The following is a 20,466-nucleotide window of genomic DNA, read 5'->3' on the forward strand; positions in this document are numbered from 1 at the left end:
TAGAATCACCGAGTAATCACTCGGTGATTTCTACTTTTATAGGAGCTTTGTCTCTTATTTCTTCGGAAACACTTTTTAATAAAACATCGCCATCGGTTAATTCTCCAAAGACTTCGGTAATGTTTCCTCCACTCCTACCTACGCTTACCGGAACCCAAACCGAACTGTCATTCTCTACTTTAATCACAAACATGCCTAATGTAGAATTGAGAATAGCCGATTGAGGGACAGCAAAACTACTTCCGTTTGTATTCACTGGAATCGTGACATCTGCCACCATTTTTGGCAAAAGCTCACCCTCAGTATTATCCACATCCATTTCGACTCTCTCAGATCTCAAACGATCGTCCAAAGCTCCGGCCAAACGAGAAACTTCTGCACTGAATATCTTTCCCGGAAATGAGCGCACTGTAAATTCTACGCTATCACTTTTATTCAGACTTGCTGCATATAGCTCAGGTACGTTGACTACGAGACGTAGCTTTTTCTGTTCCAAAAGGGTGAAAAGAGGCATTTCAGATCCTCTTCCTGATGGACCTACGTATGCTCCAGGACTTACATTTCTAGAGGTGATTACTCCAGAGAATGGAGCTCTTATTTCCAGATAATTTTTGGTATCAGCGATTTCACGGAAAGCAGCTTTAGCAGATTCCCATTTAGCCATATCCGATTGCTCATTGGCAAAAGCCATATCCAGATCATTTTGGGAAATAGTACCAGGAGTCTTGCTGGTTTTCACCAGACGATCGTAATGAGCTTTGCTTGCTAGGTAAACGGCTTCAAAGGATTTCAATCGTGACTCTGCTCCTGCAAGCTGCGAGCTGATCTCCGGCGCTTCCAAGGTAACTAAAAGTTGACCTTGCTTCACTTCAGACCCAACGTCAACTAGCAGTTTATCCACAAAACTACTGACCTTAGCGTAGAGATCTACCTGCTGATTTGCTATCAATTCCCCAGGAATTCTGAAGGTGGATGAAACCTCGCCCTTTTTTAAAAGAAAGCCTTGATGAGTCAAAACGGCCGTTTCCGAATTGTTTTCATCCATTTTTTTTCCCTCAGATTTACAGCTTTGCAAAGCCAGCCCAACCACAATACAAAGAGGAATCGCAAACTTTCTATATCGAGTAGTAATCATTTTTCGGGTAATTAGATTATCAATCATATTCAAAACAGTGGAATGGATTAATTGGATGTTGGCACATAATGGATACTTTGATCATCCTCGGGATCTAGAGAGACACTTTGGGTTGAAGTTTTTGCCTGAGCCCAAGCGAAAGCAATTGGAAGGATGACTAAAGCAGCGACAGTGGAAGCAATCAAGCCACCAATTACAGCCCTTCCTAATGGCGAGGTTTGCTCTGAGCCCTCTCCCATTCCAATTGCCATTGGAATCATTCCTACTACCATTGCCATGGCAGTCATCACAATAGGCCTGACTCTCAAAGAAGCAGCTTCTAATGCTGACTTGGTTGCATCTGCATTTTTCAGACGAAGTTCTTCCGCATTGGTAATGAGCAGAACAGCATTGGAAATCGAAACCCCTACTGACATGATTATGCCCATGTAAGACTGAAGATTGAGTGTGGACCCTGTAGCAATAAGTAAAAGCAAGGAGCCCATCAATACTGCAGGGACAGTCACTAACACTACACCTGAGACTTTGAAGGATTGGAAATTTGCCGCAAGCATCAAGAAGATAACAACTATGGCCACCAATAGACCGCCTTCCAAACTATCCAGTGTTTCAATAAGTGTTGCGCTCATTCCTATCAATTCTATAGTGAGTCCTCTAGGCAATTCTCCAAGCGAAGCTATTGCTTCCTGTACATCTGCCGCAGCTGTCGCCAGATCCGTATCATTGACATTGGCGGTAACAGTCTGCATAGGATTTGCTCCAAGATTATCCACTTCACCTTCAGTTCTCCCTTCTTCGAATGTCGCTATGTCGCTTAATACAGGACGTGCGGAATTTCTTTTGACAGGAATCTGCCCGATTTCCTCTATGCTATTCATTTGCCCTTCCGGCACCTGAATTTGGACATTGTACGTATTGCCATTCGGTTTATCCACCCAAACATTCTTTTCGGTAAATCTCGAAGAGGAAGTAGAGGCAATTAGAGAACGGGACACATCACTGATATCCACTCCTAGCTGTGCTGCACGTAGCCTATCTATTTTGATATTGATAGTTGGATAGTTGACAGATTGTCCGATCTGAATATCCCTGAGGTATTCAATGGTTTTCAACTTATCCATTAATTTCCTGGCGTATTCTCTATTTTGAGCCTTATTCCTGCCTACGAAGCGAACTTCCACGGGCGTCGGAGACCCTTGACTAAGAATTTTATCAGTTAATTCAATTGGCTCAAAAGACAAACTCATCTGTGAATTGATTGCATGGGCCTTTTCACGGATTGCATCCTTCAGTTCATCCAAATTCACCTCATATTCACTTTTCAAAGCTACCTGAAGCACTGCCTCGTGAGGACCGGACATCCATAGGAACACAGGATTGATAGAATAAAGCTGAGGATGTAGCCCTACATAGGCAGAAGTAACTGAGACATTTTCCTTCCCTACTATTTCATCTATTCCTGCAAGTAATTTAATGGTTTCAGCTTCGGTAGTTTCCATTCTGGTACCATCCGGCAGTTTCATTCTCAGCTGAAACTGACTCCCATCAACTCTTGGTAGCACATCCCTTCCTATACTATTCACCAATAATGCGACCATCCCAATACTGACTATCAAGTAAATGATCAAAACAGGTTTGCGATAAGGAATCAATGAATCAATCAACGCCAGATATCTTCTTCTAAATCGTTCGAAAAAGCTCACCTTCCCATCTTTGTTTACATCTATCCTTTCAGCTAGCAACACTTTCTGCTCATGGCTACTTGCCATAGAAGTATCCAATCCTGCTAACTCCATTTCCTCCCGGTCCGTCATTTGAGTTCCATCAGGCTTGATGTGATGTTTTACTTTCATCAGCCAGTTTGCCAATACGGGTACAAATGTCTGCGAAAGAAAATAGGAAGCTATCATACTAAATCCAATTGCCAGAGCGAGTGGAAGGAAAAGTGAACCGGGAATACCGCCCATGGTAAATGCTGGGGCGAATACTGCCAGAATACAAAGTAAAATCAGGAGTTTTGGGAAAGCTATCTCCGAACATGCATGCCAGATAGCCAAAGCTTTTGGTTTTCCCATATCAAAGTGCTGGTGAATGTTTTCAATTGTCACTGTACTTTCATCCACCAAAATCCCGATAGCCAAAGCAAGTCCGCTAAGAGTCATGATATTGATGGTCTGGCCAAACAAATTCAAAAACAACACAGAAGTGATAATGGATGCAGGAATCGTCAAAATCACAATCAAAGCGCCGCGGGCATCTCCGAGAAACAACAGTACCATCAATCCTGTGAGTATTGCACCTATGATCCCTTCATGCATCAAACTATCCACAGAATTGATTACATATTGTGACTGATCAAATTCAAAAGTAAGCTTCACATCCTCGGGAAGTTGATCCTGTATGCTTGGAATGGATTTTTTCAAGTTTTGAACTACCTCCCAAGTAGATGCATCCGCGCTTTTTGCAATACTCAGGTATACTGATCTCCTACCATTTACCAATGCATATCCTGAAGCGATATCTGCCCCATCTTCTACCACAGCCACATCTTTCATGTAGAGATTATGTATTCCTTCTTTGAAAAGCGGGATATCTTCAAATTCTTCCACAGTGCTTAAAATGGTATTCGCAGGAGTAAGATAGTTCACATCACCTATCCTAACATTACCAGAAGGGGTAGTGATATTATTCACGCGCATAGCTTCAACTAGCTGATCCGGAGTAAGGTTATGCTCACGAAGCTTTTGTGGATCTACTTTGATTACTACCGTTCTGGAACTTCCTCCAAAAGGTGGTGATGAGACAAGACCAGGAATATCTGTAAAGGTTGAGCGGACATTGATGTTTGCGATGTCCAGCAACTCATTGTTGCTTCTGGTATCGGAGCTGAGTACCAATTGACCCACCGGTAAAGTGGAAGCATCGAATCGTATGATAAATGGCGGATTTGATCCAGGGGGGAAAGCTGCCTGTATCCTATTGGAAAATGCGCTGATCTCCGCGGCTGCCTGAGCCATATCTGTTCCCGGATAAAACTCTATTTTCATCAAGGTAAGACCTTGAATATTTTTCGTGGTGATTTGCTTTATACCATTGACAAAGAGGAAAATATTTACATAACGCTTCCCATAAAACGCCTCCATTTGCTCAGGCATATATCCACCATGGGGGTGCGACAGATACAGTACAGGAAGATCCAATTGAGGGAAGATATCAATCTTAATTGTGTTGACAGCCTTGAAACCAAAGAACAAAAGTCCCACAACAACCACTAAAATTGTAATCGGTTTTCTTAAGGCGAAACGTATCAATTCCATTTTAATCTCTGTGGTTTAAAGTTGGTCTTCGAATAAGCTGTAATCTCCCGCTGCAGCAGCTTTAAACAGCAAAGCCTGCCACACATTGTTTGTTGCGATAGCTTGGTCAGTTTCTGCGCGGATCAAGAGATAAAAAGCTTGTGTGACATTTACTAAATCGGTAAGTCCATTGTCATATAAAGCAAGTTGACTCTGGTATGCCTGAGATGCTGCCTGAACTTGAATCGGGGCTTCCACTGCGCTTTCCAATGCATTTTGTAGCTTTTTGTCTGACAAATTCCCCTGTAAGATTATTTGCTGTTCGGCTTGTTTGTATTCCTCCAAAAGCCCAGCATTTATTAATTTCTGTGATTGAACCTGCTTGGAGGTTCTGAGAATCTGGGAAAGATTCCACGTTATCCCCATTCCGATCAGGTAGTTTGATCTGGTGGGATTAATCCCATTCCAATACGAATGTGAGAAGTCGGTATTATCCACATTATAGGTTGGACCAAAGCCAGATGCCCGGGTTTGGACGATTCCAACCATAGAGATGGAAGGATAATTGAAAGTCCGAAAATAAGCCGTCTGTTGCTCATTTAGATTTACACGGGCCCGGTACCATTCTAAAATAGGATGATTGGCAATACTGGTATCTGCCATAAATTGTTCCGGAGCTTGGGAAAGGAATAAAGTATCCAGTACGTACTCTCGATCCACAATCCCAAGTAAATTCATCAACTTATTTTGTGCTTCCAATTCCCTGTCAAGAGATTGGAGATAGGCAATTTTAGCATTGGAATACTCTGCGTCTGCCTGGGAAGAATCCACTCCTGCAATCAAACCATTCCTTGCTTTTACCTTGACTATCTTCTGGAAAGTCTCAGCACGTTCCATATTTCTCTCGAAGGATGCCGTAAGCTTATGGGCCGCTACACCATCCAGATATGCGCTCGCCACTTTCACCTGATGCTGAAATATTTCTTGAGTGAGATCCTTTTCATCCCGATAGGCTACAGCTTCAGCAGTTTGAATTCTTTTTTTGGCTCTGCCAAAAGCAAATACTTCCCAGTTGATATTAGCCACATAAGAAGCCCCAAACGCCGCATCCCAGTTTTGCTCGCCACGAGGCAAGCCAGAAGAAGAAACTCCATAGCCTCCAAAACCCCATAAAGGACTAATGATTCCGTTTACAGTGCCGTAATCCTGTTGAGCAGATAGCGTGAAGTCAGGGAGGTACTCCCTCCTTTCCTTGTCTGCAAGCACGTTGGAAGACTCTGCATAAAACCCTTTTGCACGCACTGCACCATAATTCTCAATGCCAATTTGCACCGCTTCCTTTATTGTAAGTACGTCCTGAGCCTGAACATGCACCATCTGATTTCCAAAAAGGAAATATGCAAAGAGACCAGTTAGTAAGAGTTTATTCATAGGTGACATTTTCATTCTAGCAGGATGGAAAGACGAAAATGTGACAGTCTTACCAACTTGTGTTTGACAGTAATATGCTTCGAAGAGCTACATGATAAATGAAATGAGTTAAAGCTTGAATTCATACCAAGTAGGTTCTCTTAAGAAGCTGAGTTAAAAATGGGCTTATTGGGTTGGTATATTTTCCATTGCTAATGGATTCTGAAATGGAAATACCACCATAATAATTTCTATCGGTGTATATACATCCATTCCTCTTGCATGTTACTACCATATTGGTTTTATATCACAAATTCATTGATAGCCTTGCCTAACTTTTTTACAAAAGGGGAATTTGATCCATGAAAGAAATTCAGAAAAACTTTTGATTGGCAGCCTTCAAGGATTTCTAAAATCCAACCAATTTCATATATCACGGTAGGTTTTTAAACCCAATAGTTGAGATTTTCTAAAAGTATTCAAATATTACCTGACATTTAGCAACTTGCAATTCCAAACAACTCCTGTCATCGTGCGCTTAGGTTTTCTTATTTTATTATTTTTTGTGATTAACCCCTTGTGGGCTCAGGATACGCTTAAAACCTATTATGATGAAGAAGAAACCTTACTGAAAGAAATCTTCACTTTAAGGAATGGAAAAGCTTATGGTGAAATCAAACGTTTCGATGAGGAAGGAAATCTAGTACAGATCGGGAATCTGAAAGGAGACCAGAGAGATGGCCTATTTATAGATCTGGACCCAGAAACTGGCGATACCTTGAGGATTATTCCTTTTGTGGATAATGTGAGATCCGGAGAGGCTAAAAGTTTTTTCCCTGAAGGAAAGCTAAAGCAGACTTCCACCTATTTAGATAATCAGATTGAAGGTGAAGTAATAACTTACTTTGAATCTGGTCAGGTGAGTGACAAAACTAACTTTTCTGCAAATAAACCAAATGGCCTCAGCGAAACCTTTTATGAGTCTGGAAAGCAAGCCTCGAAAGTATATTTCTCAGCAGGTCGCTATGACGGACTTTTTCAGGAGTTTTATGAAAACGGGCAACTGATGGTTTCTGCCACCTATTCCGATGGAAATTTAGATGGAAGAGAATCTCAATATTATGAAGATGGCCAAGTATTATCAGTCATAGACTATTCCGACGGAGTACTGGATGGGGTTTATGAACTGAATTATCCAGATGGATCTCCCGAAAGACGGGGAAATTATAAAAAGGGCTATGAAGACGGGGAGTTTCTATCTTTTCACGAAAATGGAAAGTTGAGAGAAAAATCAGTTTTCAAAAAAGGAATTCCAACCCAACCAACTGAAAAGTATTATCCTTCGGGAAAACTTGAACAGAAAAGAACTTTTGATAAACTTGGAAATCCCGTTTTAGAAATCAACTATTTCGAAAATGGGCAAGTTTACTTTGCCATCAACTATCAAAACAATCTAGTCCAGGGGGAAGTAAGAATATATAGGGAAGATGGTTCATTGGAGGAAATCAGAAGATTCCAGGATGGAAAAATGACCGGTAAACGGGAGTTTTTTGACGAGAATGAAAAGTTGATCAACACAGAATACTACGAAAACGGTAACAAAATCAATAAATAATAGACCCGGCAAGAGCAGAAAGGAAAAGCTTTTTCTATTTTTGCCGAAACGAAATAAGGATGAGTAACGCAATAAAAGAAACCCATTTTCAATTCCCGGGACAGCAAGGATTTTACAAAGGCAAGGTTCGTGATGTCTATATGTTTGACAAAGAATTGGTTGTGGTAGCATCCGACAGGATTTCAGCTTTTGACGTGGTCCTTCCTAAGCCAATTCCTTACAAAGGGCAGGTTTTGAATCAGATCGCAGCCAAATTTCTTAATGCTACTTCCGATATCGTACCTAATTGGGTGACTTCTATCCCAGATCCAAACGTCACAATTGGGACTCGTTGCGAACCATTTAAGGTGGAAATGGTCATCCGCGGATACATGTCTGGCCATGCTGCCAGAGAACATAAAGCTGGGAAGCGAACTCTATGTGGAGTAGCCATGCCTGAGTATATGCGTGAAAATGATCCATTTCCAGAACCTATCATCACGCCAACCACTAAAGCTGATGCAGGGCACGATGAAGATATTTCTAGAGAAGAAATTCTCAAGCAAGGAATCGTAAGTGAAGCGGATTATATTCAATTAGAAAAGTACACTAGAGCTTTATTCCAAAGAGGTCAGGAAATGGCTAATGAGATGGGATTGATATTGGTGGACACAAAATATGAATTTGGAAAAGTCGGAGATAAAATTCTCCTGATTGATGAAATCCATACCCCGGATTCTTCCCGCTATTTCTATGCTGATGGCTACGAAGAAAATCAGGCTAAGGGAATCGCACAGAAACAACTTTCCAAGGAATTTGTTAGACAATGGTTGATTTCCAACGGCTTTCAAGGCAAGGATGGACAAACTGTGCCAGAAATGACGGATGAAATTGTAGAAAGTATCTCTGATCGCTATATTGAGCTCTTCGAAAAAATTACCGGAGAGAAATTCCAAAAAGCAAACACAACAGAAATTGAGTCTAGAATTGAAAACGCAATACTTTCACACCTAGGCTAATAGAATAAAAATCAATAAACACATGAAATGCCCATGAGAAAAGTCTCACACAGGGGAATGATTATTTAGGGCATTCCATATGACCGCTAAAAAACAATTATAAACAAATGAAATATTCAATTGATAAAAAAGAACAGTACGTCATCTTCACTCCACAGGAAGAAAAATTGGATTCTTTACTTGCTCCAGTTTTAAAGTCTGAATTGCTGACGATTCATGCTGAAGGCTTCGAAAATCTAGTTTTAGATATGAGCGAAGTGAAATATGTAGATTCTTCCGGGCTTAGTGCATTGCTGGTTGGGGATCGTGAGTTTGGTAAAAACGGTGGTGTTTTCATCATTTCTGGCGTGCAGGATCATGTAATGAAGCTGTTGAAAATATCTATGCTGGATAAAAAACTAAATTTGGTAAGCTCTCTTGAAGAGGCTAGCGAGGCCATCTTTATGCATGCAATCGAAAACGGCGAAGAAGAGGAGGAAGAAGGTTGATCCCGGACTTTGAAGTCACCATATTAGGAAACACATCTTCCATCCCTGTGCATGGAAGACATCATACTGCCCAAGTCGTTAGATTTGGGCAGGATTTTTTACTGCTGGATTGCGGAGAAGCCATGCAGCTACAAGCTCGTGCTTTTAAAGTTAAAGTCTCCAAAATCTCAAATATTTTTATTTCACATCTTCATGGAGACCATTATTACGGCCTAATTGGATTGCTTTCCAGCTATAGTTTAGGAAAGCGTACTTCACCCCTGACCATTTATGGACCAAAGGGATTGGACGAAATCATCACCACCAATTTCAGGTATAGCAATACAAAATTGCCCTATCCACTGAATTTCGTGGAAACACATGACGACGGTCTAAACTTACTTCTGGAAACTTCCAGTTACCAAGTATTTAGCTTTCCATTGAAGCACAGGATACCTACTACAGGTTTTCTGGTTAAAGAAAAACATGGATTGAAAAGTATGATTAAAGAAAAGCTTGAGCAGAATGAAGTTCCGCTTGCTGCGATTCAGTCACTTCGCAAAGGACAAGATTATCGAGATGAGAAAGGAAAACTCTACACGGTAAAAGCATATACTCACCCTTTGCCCCCACTCCGATCCTACGCCTATTGTTCGGATACGATCTACAATCCTGAACTGAAGCAATACATCAAAAATGTGGACCTGCTATATCATGAGTCCACCTTTATGGATGACAATTTAGAAAGGGCAGCAGTGACTTTTCACAGTACTGCAAAGCAAGCAGCAGAAATAGCAAAAATGAGTCAAGTGAAAAAGTTGTTACTCGGACACTTCTCTTCTCGCTATTTGGATCTTGAGCCTTTATTGGAGGAAGCTAAAACGATTTTTGAAAATTCCATCTTAAGTGAAGAAGGCTCAACTTATGAACTATGAACAAGTCTCAAAACTCCAGAAAGACTAATCTTTTTATAATCCTTGGAAGCATCTTCCTGACCAATGCGATTTTAGCTGAAATCATCGGAGTGAAGATCTTCTCCGCTGAGAAAACACTTGGTTTTGATCCTGTAAATTGGACCTTCTTTGGAGAGTATTTATTGGACTTCAATTTGACTGCTGGGGCTGTAATTTGGCCAGTGGTTTTTATTACTACTGATATTATCAATGAGTACTTCGGCAAAAAAGGAGTAAAGAAAATTTCATTTTTGACTGCTGGACTGATAGCCTATGCATTCATAGTGATTAGTGTAGTCACAGCATTGACACCTGCAGATTTTTGGTTGGATGTAAATGCGACGACCCCAGATGGGGAGAGCTTCAACATAAGCTATGCCTTCAATACAATCTTCCGCCAAGGACTGGGAATTATCATCGGTTCCCTCACCGCATTCTTACTTGGACAGTTGATCGATGTTTATGTTTTCCAAAAGCTAAGATCTGTCACAGGAGAAAACAAAATATGGCTTAGAGCTACAGGATCCACCCTGGTCAGTCAATTCATTGATTCATTCGTCGTATTGGGAATAGCTTTTTACGTTTTTGGAAACTGGAGTCTCAGTCAAATTATCGCGGTAGGGATCATGAATTACATCTATAAAATGACCGTTGCGATAGTACTCACTCCCTTACTTTACGTTGCCCATGGCATTATTGATAAATACCTAGGTAAAGATCTTGCTGAGGAAATGATTGAAGAGGCAAGTGAGAATAAGTCGTTTCTATAAATGATATTGGATGATTGATAAGTTTTGAGAATCAGAATTAAAAATTGCTTCCAAAGGCATTTTCAATTAATCTAATCGACTTCTTAACAAATTATTATTCTTAAAGAATAGCCCTATCTCCCTCCAACCAAATATTTATCTCCAAATACCGTCAATTTTTAAGGAATATTCTAAATACTTTCAGATACAGTTTGGTATTCCAAATTATTAATCATACTTTTGCACCGTCAATAAGACAAATAACAATTTTTCGTGCCGTGAATTCCTTACTGTTGCTTGTCGGGATATTTATTAGGACCGAATGGCAGGGAAATTAAGGAAACATCATGGATCAAACACTCAAGTTCTCAGACTTGGGAATTTCTGCGGAAATTCTTAAGTCAGTGGAAGAGATGGGCTACACCCAACCTTCCCCAATTCAATCACAATCAATTCCTTTTATCCTACAGGGTAGAGATGTCATTGGACAAGCTCAAACCGGTACTGGTAAAACAGCAGCTTTTGCTATTCCAATTATCGACCTTGTCGATTCGGATTTCAACAAGCCACAGGCAATTATTCTTTGCCCTACTCGTGAACTTGCAGTTCAGGTAGAAGGAGAAATTCAAAAACTTGCTAAATATCATAGACAGATAAATTCTGTTGCTATTTATGGTGGTGAGTCTATCGATCGTCAGATCAGAGTTCTTCGTAAAGGAGTTCAGATCGTCGTAGGTACTCCAGGCCGTGTGCAAGATCACATCAATCGTGGCACTTTGAAGCTTGACTCAGTAGGCATCCTAGTATTGGATGAGGCTGATGAGATGCTAGACATGGGCTTCAGAGATGATATCGAGGCTATCCTTCAGGAAATGCCGGAAGAAAGACAAACAGTTTTCTTCTCTGCTACTATGGCAAGACCTATCATGGACTTGACTAGAAAGTATCAGACTAATCCTGAGATTGTAAAAATCGATAAGAAGGAATTAACTGTTTCTAATATTGAGCAAACTTATTACGAAGTTAAGAATCCATTGAAATTGGAATTGATGGCTCGTTTGATGAATGTTCACAACATCAACCTTAGTGTAGTATTCTGTAATACTAAGCGTATGGTAGATGAAGTTACTGAAGGCTTGATCTCTAGAGGAATTGCTGCTGATGCACTACACGGTGACCTTTCTCAAGCTCAGCGTGACAAAGTAATGGGCAAGTTCCGTAAAGGACATTGCAAAGTGCTTGTTGCAACGGATGTAGCTGCAAGAGGAATTGACGTAGATAATGTAGAGGCTGTATTCAACTATGACCTTCCATTAGACGAAGAATATTACGTACACCGTATCGGTCGTACTGGTCGTGCAGGTAGAGATGGTAAAGCTATCAACTTCGTAACAGGCAGAAGAGATAACTTCAAGATGAGAGATTTGGAAAGATATACCAAAGCTACTATCACGAAAATGTCACCTCCTACTGCTTCAGAATTAATTGAGTTGAAAAAAGCTCAATTTGTGAAAGATGTAACTGAGCAAGTTCAGAAAGAAGGAGACAATCAAATCTTCGAAGCAACTATCGGACAGATGCTTGCAGAAGGTCTAACCATAGATCAAGTGGCTGTAGGTCTGATCAAAATAGTAATGGGCGACTCAGTGAAAGAAATGAGTGAGCAGAACTTTAGCATCGATACTTACGGTGGTGGAGATAGAAGAAGAGAAGGCGGACGTGACGGCGGAAGAGGCGAACGTAGCGGTAGATTTGAAAGAGGTGAGCGTAGCGAACGAGGTGGAAGAAATGAAAGAGGTGGAGAACGCGGTGGTGAGAGAAGAAGAGAATTCGGATCTCGTGACGGTGGCTCTAGAGACGGTGGTAAAAGACCAGAAAGAGCTCGCGAAGCTAACATGACTCGTCTATTCTTGAATCTTGGAAAAAAAGACAGAATTCGTCCAAATGATATCGTAGGTGCAATTGCTGGTGAAACGGGCGTACCAGGTCGTAGCATTGGAGGTATCGATATATATGACAACTTCTCTTTTGTAGATGTTCCTTCTAAAGATGCTGATCAAGTAATCAACGGAATGAAGAACAACACCATCAAAGGCAAGTCTGTCAGCATGGAAGTTTCTAAAGGATAATAGGTATAAGGTTTATATGGTACTAAGGCACATTTCTTAAGGAAATGTGCTTTTTTTGTGTCTTAGTAATATCAATGCAACTCTTTTTTCAGGAAAACATATCTCCCCCTCTAATCACTCTTGAGCCTGATGAGTCTAAGCATCTCTGCAGAGTGCTGCGCAAAAAACAGGGCGATCATGTATTCGTCACAAATGGAGAAGGGACACTATTTGAATGTGTGATTCTGGAAGCCAATCCAAAAAAGACAAGCCTCAAAGTTCTCAATACAACAGAAGTAGAACCAGATAATTTCCACATTCATCTAGCAATAGCTCCTACCAAAAGTCCGGATCGTATGGAATGGATGGTGGAGAAAATTACAGAAATTGGTTTTCATGAAATCACGCTTTTAGAAACTATGAACTCTGAAAGGATTTATCTGAAAACTGACCGACTGGAGAAAAAAATCATTTCTGCCTGCAAGCAAAGTTTGAAATACAGAATACCTACTCTTCATTCAATTTCCAAACTGGATGAAATCCTAGATTCTGAAGAATTTGCAGGTTATCAAAAATTCATCGCATACGTGGATGAAAATCATGATCATCACTTATTTGATAGCGCAGATCCAAATGGAAAATACCTGATTCTAATTGGTCCAGAAGGTGATTTTGATCCCGTGGAAATTAAAAAAGCGCTAGCATCAGGATTTAAGCCCGTATCATTGGGTGAGGCGAGACTTAGAACAGAAACTGCTGGATTGGCTGCTGTTCAGATGCTTCAAACACTAAACAGATAAAATATTCGTTTTTTTCTTGATCAGTTAAAGCAGTTGTTGAATATACTATTGCATTTTCATTAATTTAGAATCAAAGATAATTTTTACCGTGCCGTACAAAGAACGAGAAATAGAAAAGAAATATCATTCCATCGGGGAAGTAGCTCAGATGTTCAAAGTTGCACCTTCTCTGATTAGGTATTGGGAAGGAGAGTTTGATATAATCCGCCCGAAGAAAGATAGAAAAGGCAACCGTCGCTATACCAAAATTGATATTCAAAAAATCAAATATATTTATCATCTGGTAAAGGAAAAGGGATATACCCTACAAGGCGCCCAGGAAGTGATCAAAGGTGGTAAGGAACAGGGGTTTGATAAAGTTCAGGCTGTTCAAAGGCTACAGGAAATCAAAGACTTTTTAATTAATATCCGGGACGAATTCAATGCAAAATCAGGAGCATGAGGATTTACGTTATTTCCTAGCGTTAGCTCTTGCTCCGAAGGTTGGGCCCGGAGTATTTAAGGCTATTATTGCATACTCTGGTTCAGCTACAAATTTTTTCAAACTACCGAAAGGTAAGGTTGCCAAAACTCCGAAGGTAGGCGATAAACTGTTAGATCTCCGAAATCAAGAGAATGAATTGCTTCGCAAAGCCGATGAACTGCTTAATGATTGCTCAAAAAAGCATTTTACCATACTTACCCCACTGCATCCGGATTTCCCCCATCGGTTTAAAATGCAGGAAGATTCACCTGTAGTAATTTTTACCCAGGGAAATGCTGATCTCAATTTTTCGCGAAGCGTGGGAATCGTAGGTACAAGAAGTGCGACAAGCTATGGTAAATCTGCTACTAGAAAAATCATTGAAGATTTGGCAATTTACAAACCCGTGATTATTTCTGGATTGGCGTACGGAATAGATATTGAAGCCCATCGAACAGCACTTGGACTAGGACTCCCGACAATTGCGGTACTTGGCTCTCCAATAGGGAGGATTTATCCCGCAGTTCACAAGAAAACTGCTGAGGCAATTTTAGATAATGGCGCAGTGATCAGTGAGTATGCACCTGATAGCGCCATGGTGCCTGGCAACTTTCCTGCTAGAAATCGAATAATTGCCAGCCTATCGGACGCACTCATTGTAGTAGAGGCTGCAGAAAAAGGTGGCGCCTTGATCACAGCAGAAATAGCATATAGTTACGATAAGGATGTATTTGCTGTGCCGGGAAATCTGCAATCACAATATAGTGAAGGCTGTAATTTATTGATCAAGAAAATGAAAGCCAACATCTACACAGGTCCTAACGATGTGGCAGAAGCCCTGTTTTGGAGCAAACCTGGAGAATCCAAAACCCAAAAACCTATACTTGACTTTACAAATCGGGAATCTGATGAAGTTGCAATTTTAAAACTGTTACAGGAAAAGGGAGAAATGGAAATAGACACTTTAAGTCTATCCACAGATATAGCACTGGGATTACTCTCTTCGAAACTACTATCCTTAGAGTTTGAGGGAATTGTAAAATCCTTGCCTGGGAAAAAGTATAGATTGTTGGTTTAGCTAAGGCTACTCTATGAATTGAATACGAAGTTTGCCAACTTCATAGCTTCTCCAAATTCCAATTTATTCAATTTAAGATCATAGCCTTCAGCCTCCAAAGTATCAATCATTACTTCCGTAGCAATATTGCCTACTAGTTCATCATCGGCCATAGGGCAACCTCCATATCCTTTAAGGGCTCCATCAAATCTTTTACAACCTGCCTTCATTCCTGCTTTAACCTTTTCCGCTATATTTTCAGGCCTACTATGTAAATGTGCCCCAAACTCTATGTGCGGAAAGGCAGAGATTTGAAGGCTTAATAAGCTAGTAATCAAAGTAGGATCTGCCACTCCAATCGTATCCGATAAAGAAATGATTTTCACTCCTAAAGCATCTAGCTTCTCTACAAAGTCAGCAATCAATTCGGGGGAATACGCATCTCCATAGGGATTTCCAAATCCCATACTTAGATAAGTCACCAAGGTTTTTCCTTTTACCTCACAGAGATTCTGAATCTCCCCTACTGTAATCAAAGCCTGCTCAATACTTGCATTTGTATTTCTTCGCTGAAAAGTCTCAGATACTGAAAGTGGAAAGCCTAGGTAATCAATTTCAGGAAAATCCATTGCATCTTCAGCCCCTCTTACATTGGCAACAATTGCAAGTAATTTACTCTTAGCATTATGCAGGTCTAATAAACTCAAGACCTCGGCAGTATCGCGCATCTGAGGAATTGCCTTTGGACTTACAAAGCTCCCAAAATCAATGGTATCAAAGCCTACCTCAAGTAATTGATTGATATAGGCAGCTTTGATTGCTGTATCAATAAATTCAGGCAAACCCTGCATTGCATCCCTAGGACATTCTATCAATTTAATCATGTTACAAGTTACAAACCTTGGATTTATAGGCTATACTTTCTTCCAAATTCCCAATATATCAGGAAAATGTTCGATCACTCTTTACTTAGATTGGGTAAAACTGGGCAATAAATTTCATGTTACGTGTAATTCCAATTATGGTAATGTTTTTGAAAAACATGAAGAATAGAGATTAAATAACTCATTATCAGTTATTTAACATTTATAATGCAATTTGGTGAAAGTATTGCATTGCTATGAATGGAATTAACCACTAAAAACCAAAGTATTATTACTAACCAATCTAAAAAAGAAATGAAAACGCAAGCAACACTACTTATTGGAGCAGCCGTATTGGCTATCACTTCATGTGAAACAAAAAATTACACGGAAGAAGACCGAGTTCAAGCAACTACTAATCTTGAGAATTATGTAGACAGTGTGGAAAATGCTGTTAAGGTTGTTCCGGTTCACAATTGGTCCGTAATCGACGAACGTTACGATAGTTTAGACTCTCGTGCAGAGAAGGTTTATACCGATCTTGATATTGAAGACGACAACCTTGAAATGCTTGAAGATCGCTACGAAACAGTTATAAAAAATGCTAAAGCTGAATCAGAGAACTTTGAAAGAACTGCTGAAATGCACATGAATAATGTGGAAACTTGGTGGGATAAAACTGAAGCAGATATGGAGAAAGGCACCAAAAATACAGCTGACGATATTGAAGATGCAACTCAGGAAAGTCTTGATTGGCTAGAGAAAAACTTCGATAAATTAGGTGATGAGTCTAAAAAGAAATATGAAGAGATTTCCATGAAACTTAACAAGGATTAATCAATCAACCAAAAAGCCCTCCCGAATAGTATTCTGAAGGGCTTTTTTATTTTATAGCAAGTAGAAATTAGAAAATTTCCTTCGCAATTTTATAAGTCGTATCTGCCTTGCTCATGGTATAGAAATGCAAGGAAGGAACATTAGCTTTCACCAATTCTTTACATTGCTGAATTGACCATTCTATCCCTACTTCTTTGACTTCAGCATTTGATTTACATTTTTCTAACTCATCCATCAGCGGATCCGGTAAGTCCAAAAAGAATGTTCTCGGTAGCATAGTTATTTGACCCAAAGTTGTTATCGGTTTAATTCCAGGAATAATAGGAACAGTAATTCCCGCAGCCCGCACTTGGTCTACAAAATCAAAGTATTTTTGATTGTCAAAAAACATCTGAGTTACTATATATTCAGCTCCCTTATCAACTTTCTCCTTCAGATATTTCAAGTCAAATTTCATTGAAGGGGCCTCAAAGTGCTTCTCAGGATATCCAGCTGCACCCACGCAGAAATCAGTTTGAAAACCAATTTCAGTTTCTTCGTGTAGATATCTACCCTGATTCATGAGCACGATCTGCTCCACCAATTCACTTGCATAACCATGACCCTCAGGCTCTTTCACAAATTTACCTTCAGTTTTGGGGGCATCCCCTCGTAAGGCAAGCACGTTCTCTACACCAATGAAATTGAGGTCAATGAGTGCATTTTCAGTTTCTTCCTTCGTAAATCCACCACAAAGCAAATGAGGTACTGCATCTATGTGGAATCTATTCATAATTGCAGCACAAATCCCTACTGTTCCTGGACGCTTCTTGGTACTGATTTTTTCTAACAATCCATTTGGATGCTTCTTATAAATAAATTCCTCTCTGTGGTAAGTGACATCTACAAAAGGTGGCTTGAAATCCATAAGAGGAGAGATTCCTTCAAGCAATTCTTTTAAACTTTGCCCTTTTAATGGGGGCAGTATTTCGAAGGAAAATAGCGTACTTTTCGCATTCCCTAAGTGTTCGGTAATCTTCATGTGGTAGGTTCTACTAAGGTTAAATTAGGTTGATAAGCGAGGTTTGGAGAAAGTAAGCGCTCTGCATCTTTAAGTGAAATTCCTTTTCGCTCGGCATAGCTTGCCACTTGATCCTCTCCTATTTTGCCCAGCCCAAAATATTTGCTCTCAGGGTGTCCAAAGAAATATCCTGAAACCGATGAGGTTGGATACATCGCAAAACTAGACGTCAGTTCTATTCCAATTTCCTTTTCCATATCCAATAGCTGTGAGATTGTGATCTTCTCCGAATGCTCAGGACAGGCAGGGTATCCTGGTGCAGGTCTGATTCCGAGATACTCTTCCCGAACCAAAGAGTCATTTTCCAGATTTTCCTCAGGAGAATAGCCCCAATATTCCTTTCTCACCAATTCATGGATATATTCTGCAGCAGCTTCAGCTAGACGATCTGCCACTGACTTGAACATAATATCATTGTAATCATCGCCATCTTTCTGAAATTCAGAAAGCTTTTCTTCCATCCCAATTCCTGAAGTGACTGCAAAGCAACCCACATAATCCGTGTCTGAGGGATGCAAATAATCAGCTAATGAGCGATTTGGCACTCCCCTGCCCTTTTTCCCTTGCTGACGCAAAAAGTGAAAGGAAGCTGATTGATTTCCATTTTCATCGAAAACTACAGCATCATCCTCATTTCTCTGCACAGTATAAAGTCCAAAAACAGCATTCGCAGAAAGCCACTTCTCAGCAATCGCTTTGTCAAGCATAGCGTTGGCTTCATCATAAACTTTCTTGGCTTCAATACCCACTACAGGATCGGAGAATATTTTAGGAAATTTCCCACTAAGCATCCAAGTACTGAAGAACGGAGTCCAATCGATGTACTTTCGAATAATAGTAAGGTCCAGATCTTTAAGTACAGTTCTCCCTAATTTCTTTGGAACTACAGGCACATAGGAACTCCAGTCAATTTCTACAGGATTAGCTTTTGCCTCTTCATAGCTCACTAATTGTTTCAAGGACTGTTTCGACTCATGCTCTACTCTCAGTTGTCGGTATATTTCCTTGTATTTTAGTCTATAATCTTCTTTGGTTTCTTCAGAAATAGCCTCTCCTGCGATGGGCACAGACTTACTTGCATCCATCACATGGATTACCGTCCCGCTATACACAGGATCTATTTTCACTGCCGTGTGTATTCTTGAGGTAGTCGCCCCACCTATCAGCAAAGGAATCTTAATACCCTGGCGCTCCATTTCTGAAGCTACATTCACCATTTCATCCAATGAAGGCGTAATCAAACCACTGAGTCCGATAATATCTACCTTATTCTTTACCGCTTCATCTATTATTTTCTGGGCATCCACCATTACTCCCAAATCAATGATTTGGTAGCTGTTGCAAGCCAATACAACACCCACGATATTTTTTCCTATATCATGGACATCACCTTTTACAGTTGCCAAAAGAATCTTTTTCAAAGAAGAAGCTTCCTGCCCCTCCTCAGGAAGAGGCATAAAGGGCTCTAGATAAGCAACAGCTTTCTTCATTACACGGGCAGATTTCACCACTTGCGGAAGGAACATTTTCCCTTCTCCAAAGAGATCACCTACCACGTTCATCCCATCCATTAATGGACCTTCGATGACTTTCAATGGATTCTTAAGCTCAATTCTAGCTTCCTCAGTATCTTCTATGATGAAGTCCAAAATCCCTTTAACCAATGCATGTTCCATACGCTTGGCCACAGGGTCAGAACGCCACGCTTCATTCACAACCTCTTTCTTATCTGATGACTTTACAGTTTCTGCAAAATCAAGCATACGCTCAGTGGCATCCTCTCTTCTATCAAAAAGTACATCCTCTACTCTTTCCAGCAAGTCCTTTGGGATATCATCGTAAATCTCCAACATCGTTGGGTTTACGATACCCATATCCATCCCACTTTTAATCGCATGGTAAAGAAATGCCGCATGCATAGCTTCTCTCACAGGATTATTTCCTCTGAATGAAAAACTCACATTACTTACGCCTCCACTGACTTTTGCACCAGGAAGGTTTGCTTTAATCCATTTTGTAGCATTGAAAAAGTCTAACGCATTCTTCCGATGCTCATCCATTCCGGTAGCAACGGGGAAAATATTTGGATCGAAAATGATATCCTGAGGATTAAACTTCACCTGATCCACCAGGATTCGGTAGCTTCTCTCACAGATCTCTATTCTTCTCTCATAGGTATCCGCTTGTCCGTCCTCATCAAAAGCCATCACGACTATTGCCGCACCGAATTTCTTCACTGTTTTGGCTTGAGAGATAAATTCCTCCTCCCCATTTTTCAATGAGATGGAATTCACTATTCCTTTACCCTGCACACACTTCAATCCAGCAACGATAATCTTCCATTTGGAACTATCGATCATAATTGGAATTCTGGAAATCTCAGGTTCAGAAGCAATCAGGTTTAAAAATTTGACCATAGCAAATTCCCCATCAAGCATCCCTTCGTCCATACACACATCCAGCACCTGAGCTCCTCCACGTACCTGATCCAAAGCCACTTCCAAGGCTTCATCGTAATTCCCATTCAATATCAAGCGGGCAAATTTCTTTGAACCTGTGATATTGGTTCTCTCGCCAACATTGACAAAATTGATTTCTGGGGTAAATACCAAGGGCTCTAAGCCCGAGAGTTTCATATAGTTATTTTTTGCCATC

General features: G+C 40.4%; 16 protein-coding genes. 10 read left to right on the forward strand and 6 right to left on the reverse strand.

All coding sequences use genetic code 11. The features are described 5' to 3' along the window. Positions 1-16 precede the first annotated feature (16 nt). Genes AACZ73_RS15750 through AACZ73_RS15760 form a run of 3 tightly spaced genes read right to left on the reverse strand, consistent with a single transcriptional unit; the run spans position 17 to position 5,862 of the window. On the reverse strand, positions 17-1,135 hold the full coding sequence (locus tag AACZ73_RS15750; protein WP_339879293.1) for an efflux RND transporter periplasmic adaptor subunit: 1,119 nt from the start codon (positions 1,133-1,135) through the stop codon (positions 17-19). A 47-nt stretch (positions 1,136-1,182) separates the two neighbouring features. Beyond that, positions 1,183-4,452 carry an efflux RND transporter permease subunit gene (locus tag AACZ73_RS15755; RefSeq protein ID WP_339879294.1) on the reverse strand — a complete coding sequence of 1,090 codons (3,270 nt, stop codon included), beginning with the start codon at positions 4,450-4,452 and terminating at the stop codon, positions 1,183-1,185. A 15-nt stretch (positions 4,453-4,467) separates the two neighbouring features. Continuing rightward, a complete protein-coding gene (locus tag AACZ73_RS15760) occupies positions 4,468-5,862 on the reverse strand; it encodes a TolC family protein (protein ID WP_339879296.1) in 1,395 nt (464 codons plus the stop codon). A gap of 484 nt (positions 5,863-6,346) precedes the next feature. On the opposite strand from AACZ73_RS15760, the gene AACZ73_RS15765 reads away from it, so the two are divergent. The 9 genes from AACZ73_RS15765 (at position 6,347) to dprA (ending at position 15,072) form a co-directional block, all read left to right on the forward strand. Continuing rightward, positions 6,347-7,456: a toxin-antitoxin system YwqK family antitoxin gene (locus tag AACZ73_RS15765; RefSeq protein WP_339879298.1), complete on the forward strand. Its 1,110-nt coding sequence runs from the start codon at positions 6,347-6,349 to the stop codon at positions 7,454-7,456. Positions 7,457-7,515: 59 nt separating this feature from the next. Then, positions 7,516-8,454: a phosphoribosylaminoimidazolesuccinocarboxamide synthase gene (locus tag AACZ73_RS15770; protein ID WP_339879300.1), complete on the forward strand. Its 939-nt coding sequence runs from the start codon at positions 7,516-7,518 to the stop codon at positions 8,452-8,454. 107 nt (positions 8,455-8,561) lie between these two features. Then, positions 8,562-8,942 carry an STAS domain-containing protein gene (locus tag AACZ73_RS15775; RefSeq protein ID WP_339879301.1) on the forward strand — a complete coding sequence of 127 codons (381 nt, stop codon included), beginning with the start codon at positions 8,562-8,564 and terminating at the stop codon, positions 8,940-8,942. Next, positions 8,939-9,856 carry a ribonuclease Z gene (locus tag AACZ73_RS15780; RefSeq protein WP_339879302.1) on the forward strand — a complete coding sequence of 306 codons (918 nt, stop codon included), beginning with the start codon at positions 8,939-8,941 and terminating at the stop codon, positions 9,854-9,856. Before AACZ73_RS15775 ends, AACZ73_RS15780 begins: the two co-directional genes overlap by 4 nt. Continuing rightward, complete coding sequence (locus tag AACZ73_RS15785; RefSeq protein WP_339879304.1) at positions 9,853-10,644, forward strand: queuosine precursor transporter; 792 nt, start codon at positions 9,853-9,855, stop codon at positions 10,642-10,644. Before AACZ73_RS15780 ends, AACZ73_RS15785 begins: the two co-directional genes overlap by 4 nt. A 326-nt stretch (positions 10,645-10,970) precedes the next feature. Then, positions 10,971-12,752: a DEAD/DEAH box helicase gene (locus AACZ73_RS15790; RefSeq protein ID WP_339879305.1), complete on the forward strand. Its 1,782-nt coding sequence runs from the start codon at positions 10,971-10,973 to the stop codon at positions 12,750-12,752. Between the two features lie 74 nt (positions 12,753-12,826). Then, entirely contained in the window at positions 12,827-13,531 is a 705-nt protein-coding gene (locus AACZ73_RS15795) for an RsmE family RNA methyltransferase (RefSeq protein WP_339879307.1), read from the forward strand. A gap of 88 nt (positions 13,532-13,619) precedes the next feature. Then, positions 13,620-13,973: a MerR family transcriptional regulator gene (locus AACZ73_RS15800; RefSeq protein WP_339879309.1), complete on the forward strand. Its 354-nt coding sequence runs from the start codon at positions 13,620-13,622 to the stop codon at positions 13,971-13,973. Continuing rightward, complete coding sequence (gene dprA / locus AACZ73_RS15805; RefSeq protein WP_339879311.1) at positions 13,954-15,072, forward strand: DNA-processing protein DprA; 1,119 nt, start codon at positions 13,954-13,956, stop codon at positions 15,070-15,072. The genes AACZ73_RS15800 and dprA overlap by 20 nt, the downstream gene beginning before the upstream one ends. Before the next feature lie 11 nt (positions 15,073-15,083). Here the strand turns inward: dprA and AACZ73_RS15810 are convergent, their stop codons facing one another. Beyond that, positions 15,084-15,935: a hydroxymethylglutaryl-CoA lyase gene (locus tag AACZ73_RS15810; RefSeq protein WP_339879313.1), complete on the reverse strand. Its 852-nt coding sequence runs from the start codon at positions 15,933-15,935 to the stop codon at positions 15,084-15,086. 294 nt (positions 15,936-16,229) lie between these two features. On the opposite strand from AACZ73_RS15810, the gene AACZ73_RS15815 reads away from it, so the two are divergent. Continuing rightward, on the forward strand, positions 16,230-16,751 hold the full coding sequence (locus AACZ73_RS15815) for a hypothetical protein (RefSeq protein ID WP_339879314.1): 522 nt from the start codon (positions 16,230-16,232) through the stop codon (positions 16,749-16,751). Positions 16,752-16,818: 67 nt separating this feature from the next. On the opposite strand, the gene metF is transcribed toward AACZ73_RS15815, so the two are convergent. Together metF and metH are read right to left on the reverse strand one after the other, a co-directional pair. After that, positions 16,819-17,772 (reverse strand): methylenetetrahydrofolate reductase [NAD(P)H], encoded by a 954-nt coding sequence (gene metF / locus AACZ73_RS15820; protein ID WP_339879316.1) that lies wholly within the window; start codon positions 17,770-17,772, stop codon positions 16,819-16,821. Beyond that, on the reverse strand, positions 17,769-20,465 hold the full coding sequence (gene metH / locus AACZ73_RS15825; RefSeq protein WP_339879318.1) for a methionine synthase: 2,697 nt from the start codon (positions 20,463-20,465) through the stop codon (positions 17,769-17,771). Before metH ends, metF begins: the two co-directional genes overlap by 4 nt. Position 20,466 lies beyond the last annotated feature (1 nt).

It is taken from the genome of uncultured Algoriphagus sp. (genome assembly GCF_963974835.1).
Classification (GTDB): Bacteria; Bacteroidota; Bacteroidia; order Cytophagales; family Cyclobacteriaceae; genus Algoriphagus.

Bases quoted from the DNA above. Each gene is read 5' to 3' on its own strand.
- AACZ73_RS15755 (WP_339879294.1), bottom strand. From the start codon at position 4,452: ATGGAATTGATACGTTTCGCCTTAAGAAAACCGATTACAATTTTAGTG.
- AACZ73_RS15750 (WP_339879293.1), bottom strand. From the start codon at position 1,135: ATGATTACTACTCGATATAGAAAGTTTGCGATTCCTCTTTGTATTGTG.
- AACZ73_RS15775 (WP_339879301.1), top strand. From the start codon at position 8,562: ATGAAATATTCAATTGATAAAAAAGAACAGTACGTCATCTTCACTCCA.
- metF (WP_339879316.1), bottom strand. From the start codon at position 17,772: ATGAAGATTACCGAACACTTAGGGAATGCGAAAAGTACGCTATTTTCC.
- AACZ73_RS15815 (WP_339879314.1), top strand. From the start codon at position 16,230: ATGAAAACGCAAGCAACACTACTTATTGGAGCAGCCGTATTGGCTATC.
- AACZ73_RS15790 (WP_339879305.1), top strand. From the start codon at position 10,971: ATGGATCAAACACTCAAGTTCTCAGACTTGGGAATTTCTGCGGAAATT.
- metH (WP_339879318.1), bottom strand. From the start codon at position 20,465: ATGGCAAAAAATAACTATATGAAACTCTCGGGCTTAGAGCCCTTGGTA.
- AACZ73_RS15760 (WP_339879296.1), bottom strand. From the start codon at position 5,862: ATGAATAAACTCTTACTAACTGGTCTCTTTGCATATTTCCTTTTTGGA.
- AACZ73_RS15770 (WP_339879300.1), top strand. From the start codon at position 7,516: ATGAGTAACGCAATAAAAGAAACCCATTTTCAATTCCCGGGACAGCAA.
- AACZ73_RS15785 (WP_339879304.1), top strand. From the start codon at position 9,853: ATGAACAAGTCTCAAAACTCCAGAAAGACTAATCTTTTTATAATCCTT.
- AACZ73_RS15810 (WP_339879313.1), bottom strand. From the start codon at position 15,935: ATGATTAAATTGATAGAATGTCCTAGGGATGCAATGCAGGGTTTGCCT.
- AACZ73_RS15795 (WP_339879307.1), top strand. From the start codon at position 12,827: ATGCAACTCTTTTTTCAGGAAAACATATCTCCCCCTCTAATCACTCTT.
- dprA (WP_339879311.1), top strand. From the start codon at position 13,954: ATGCAAAATCAGGAGCATGAGGATTTACGTTATTTCCTAGCGTTAGCT.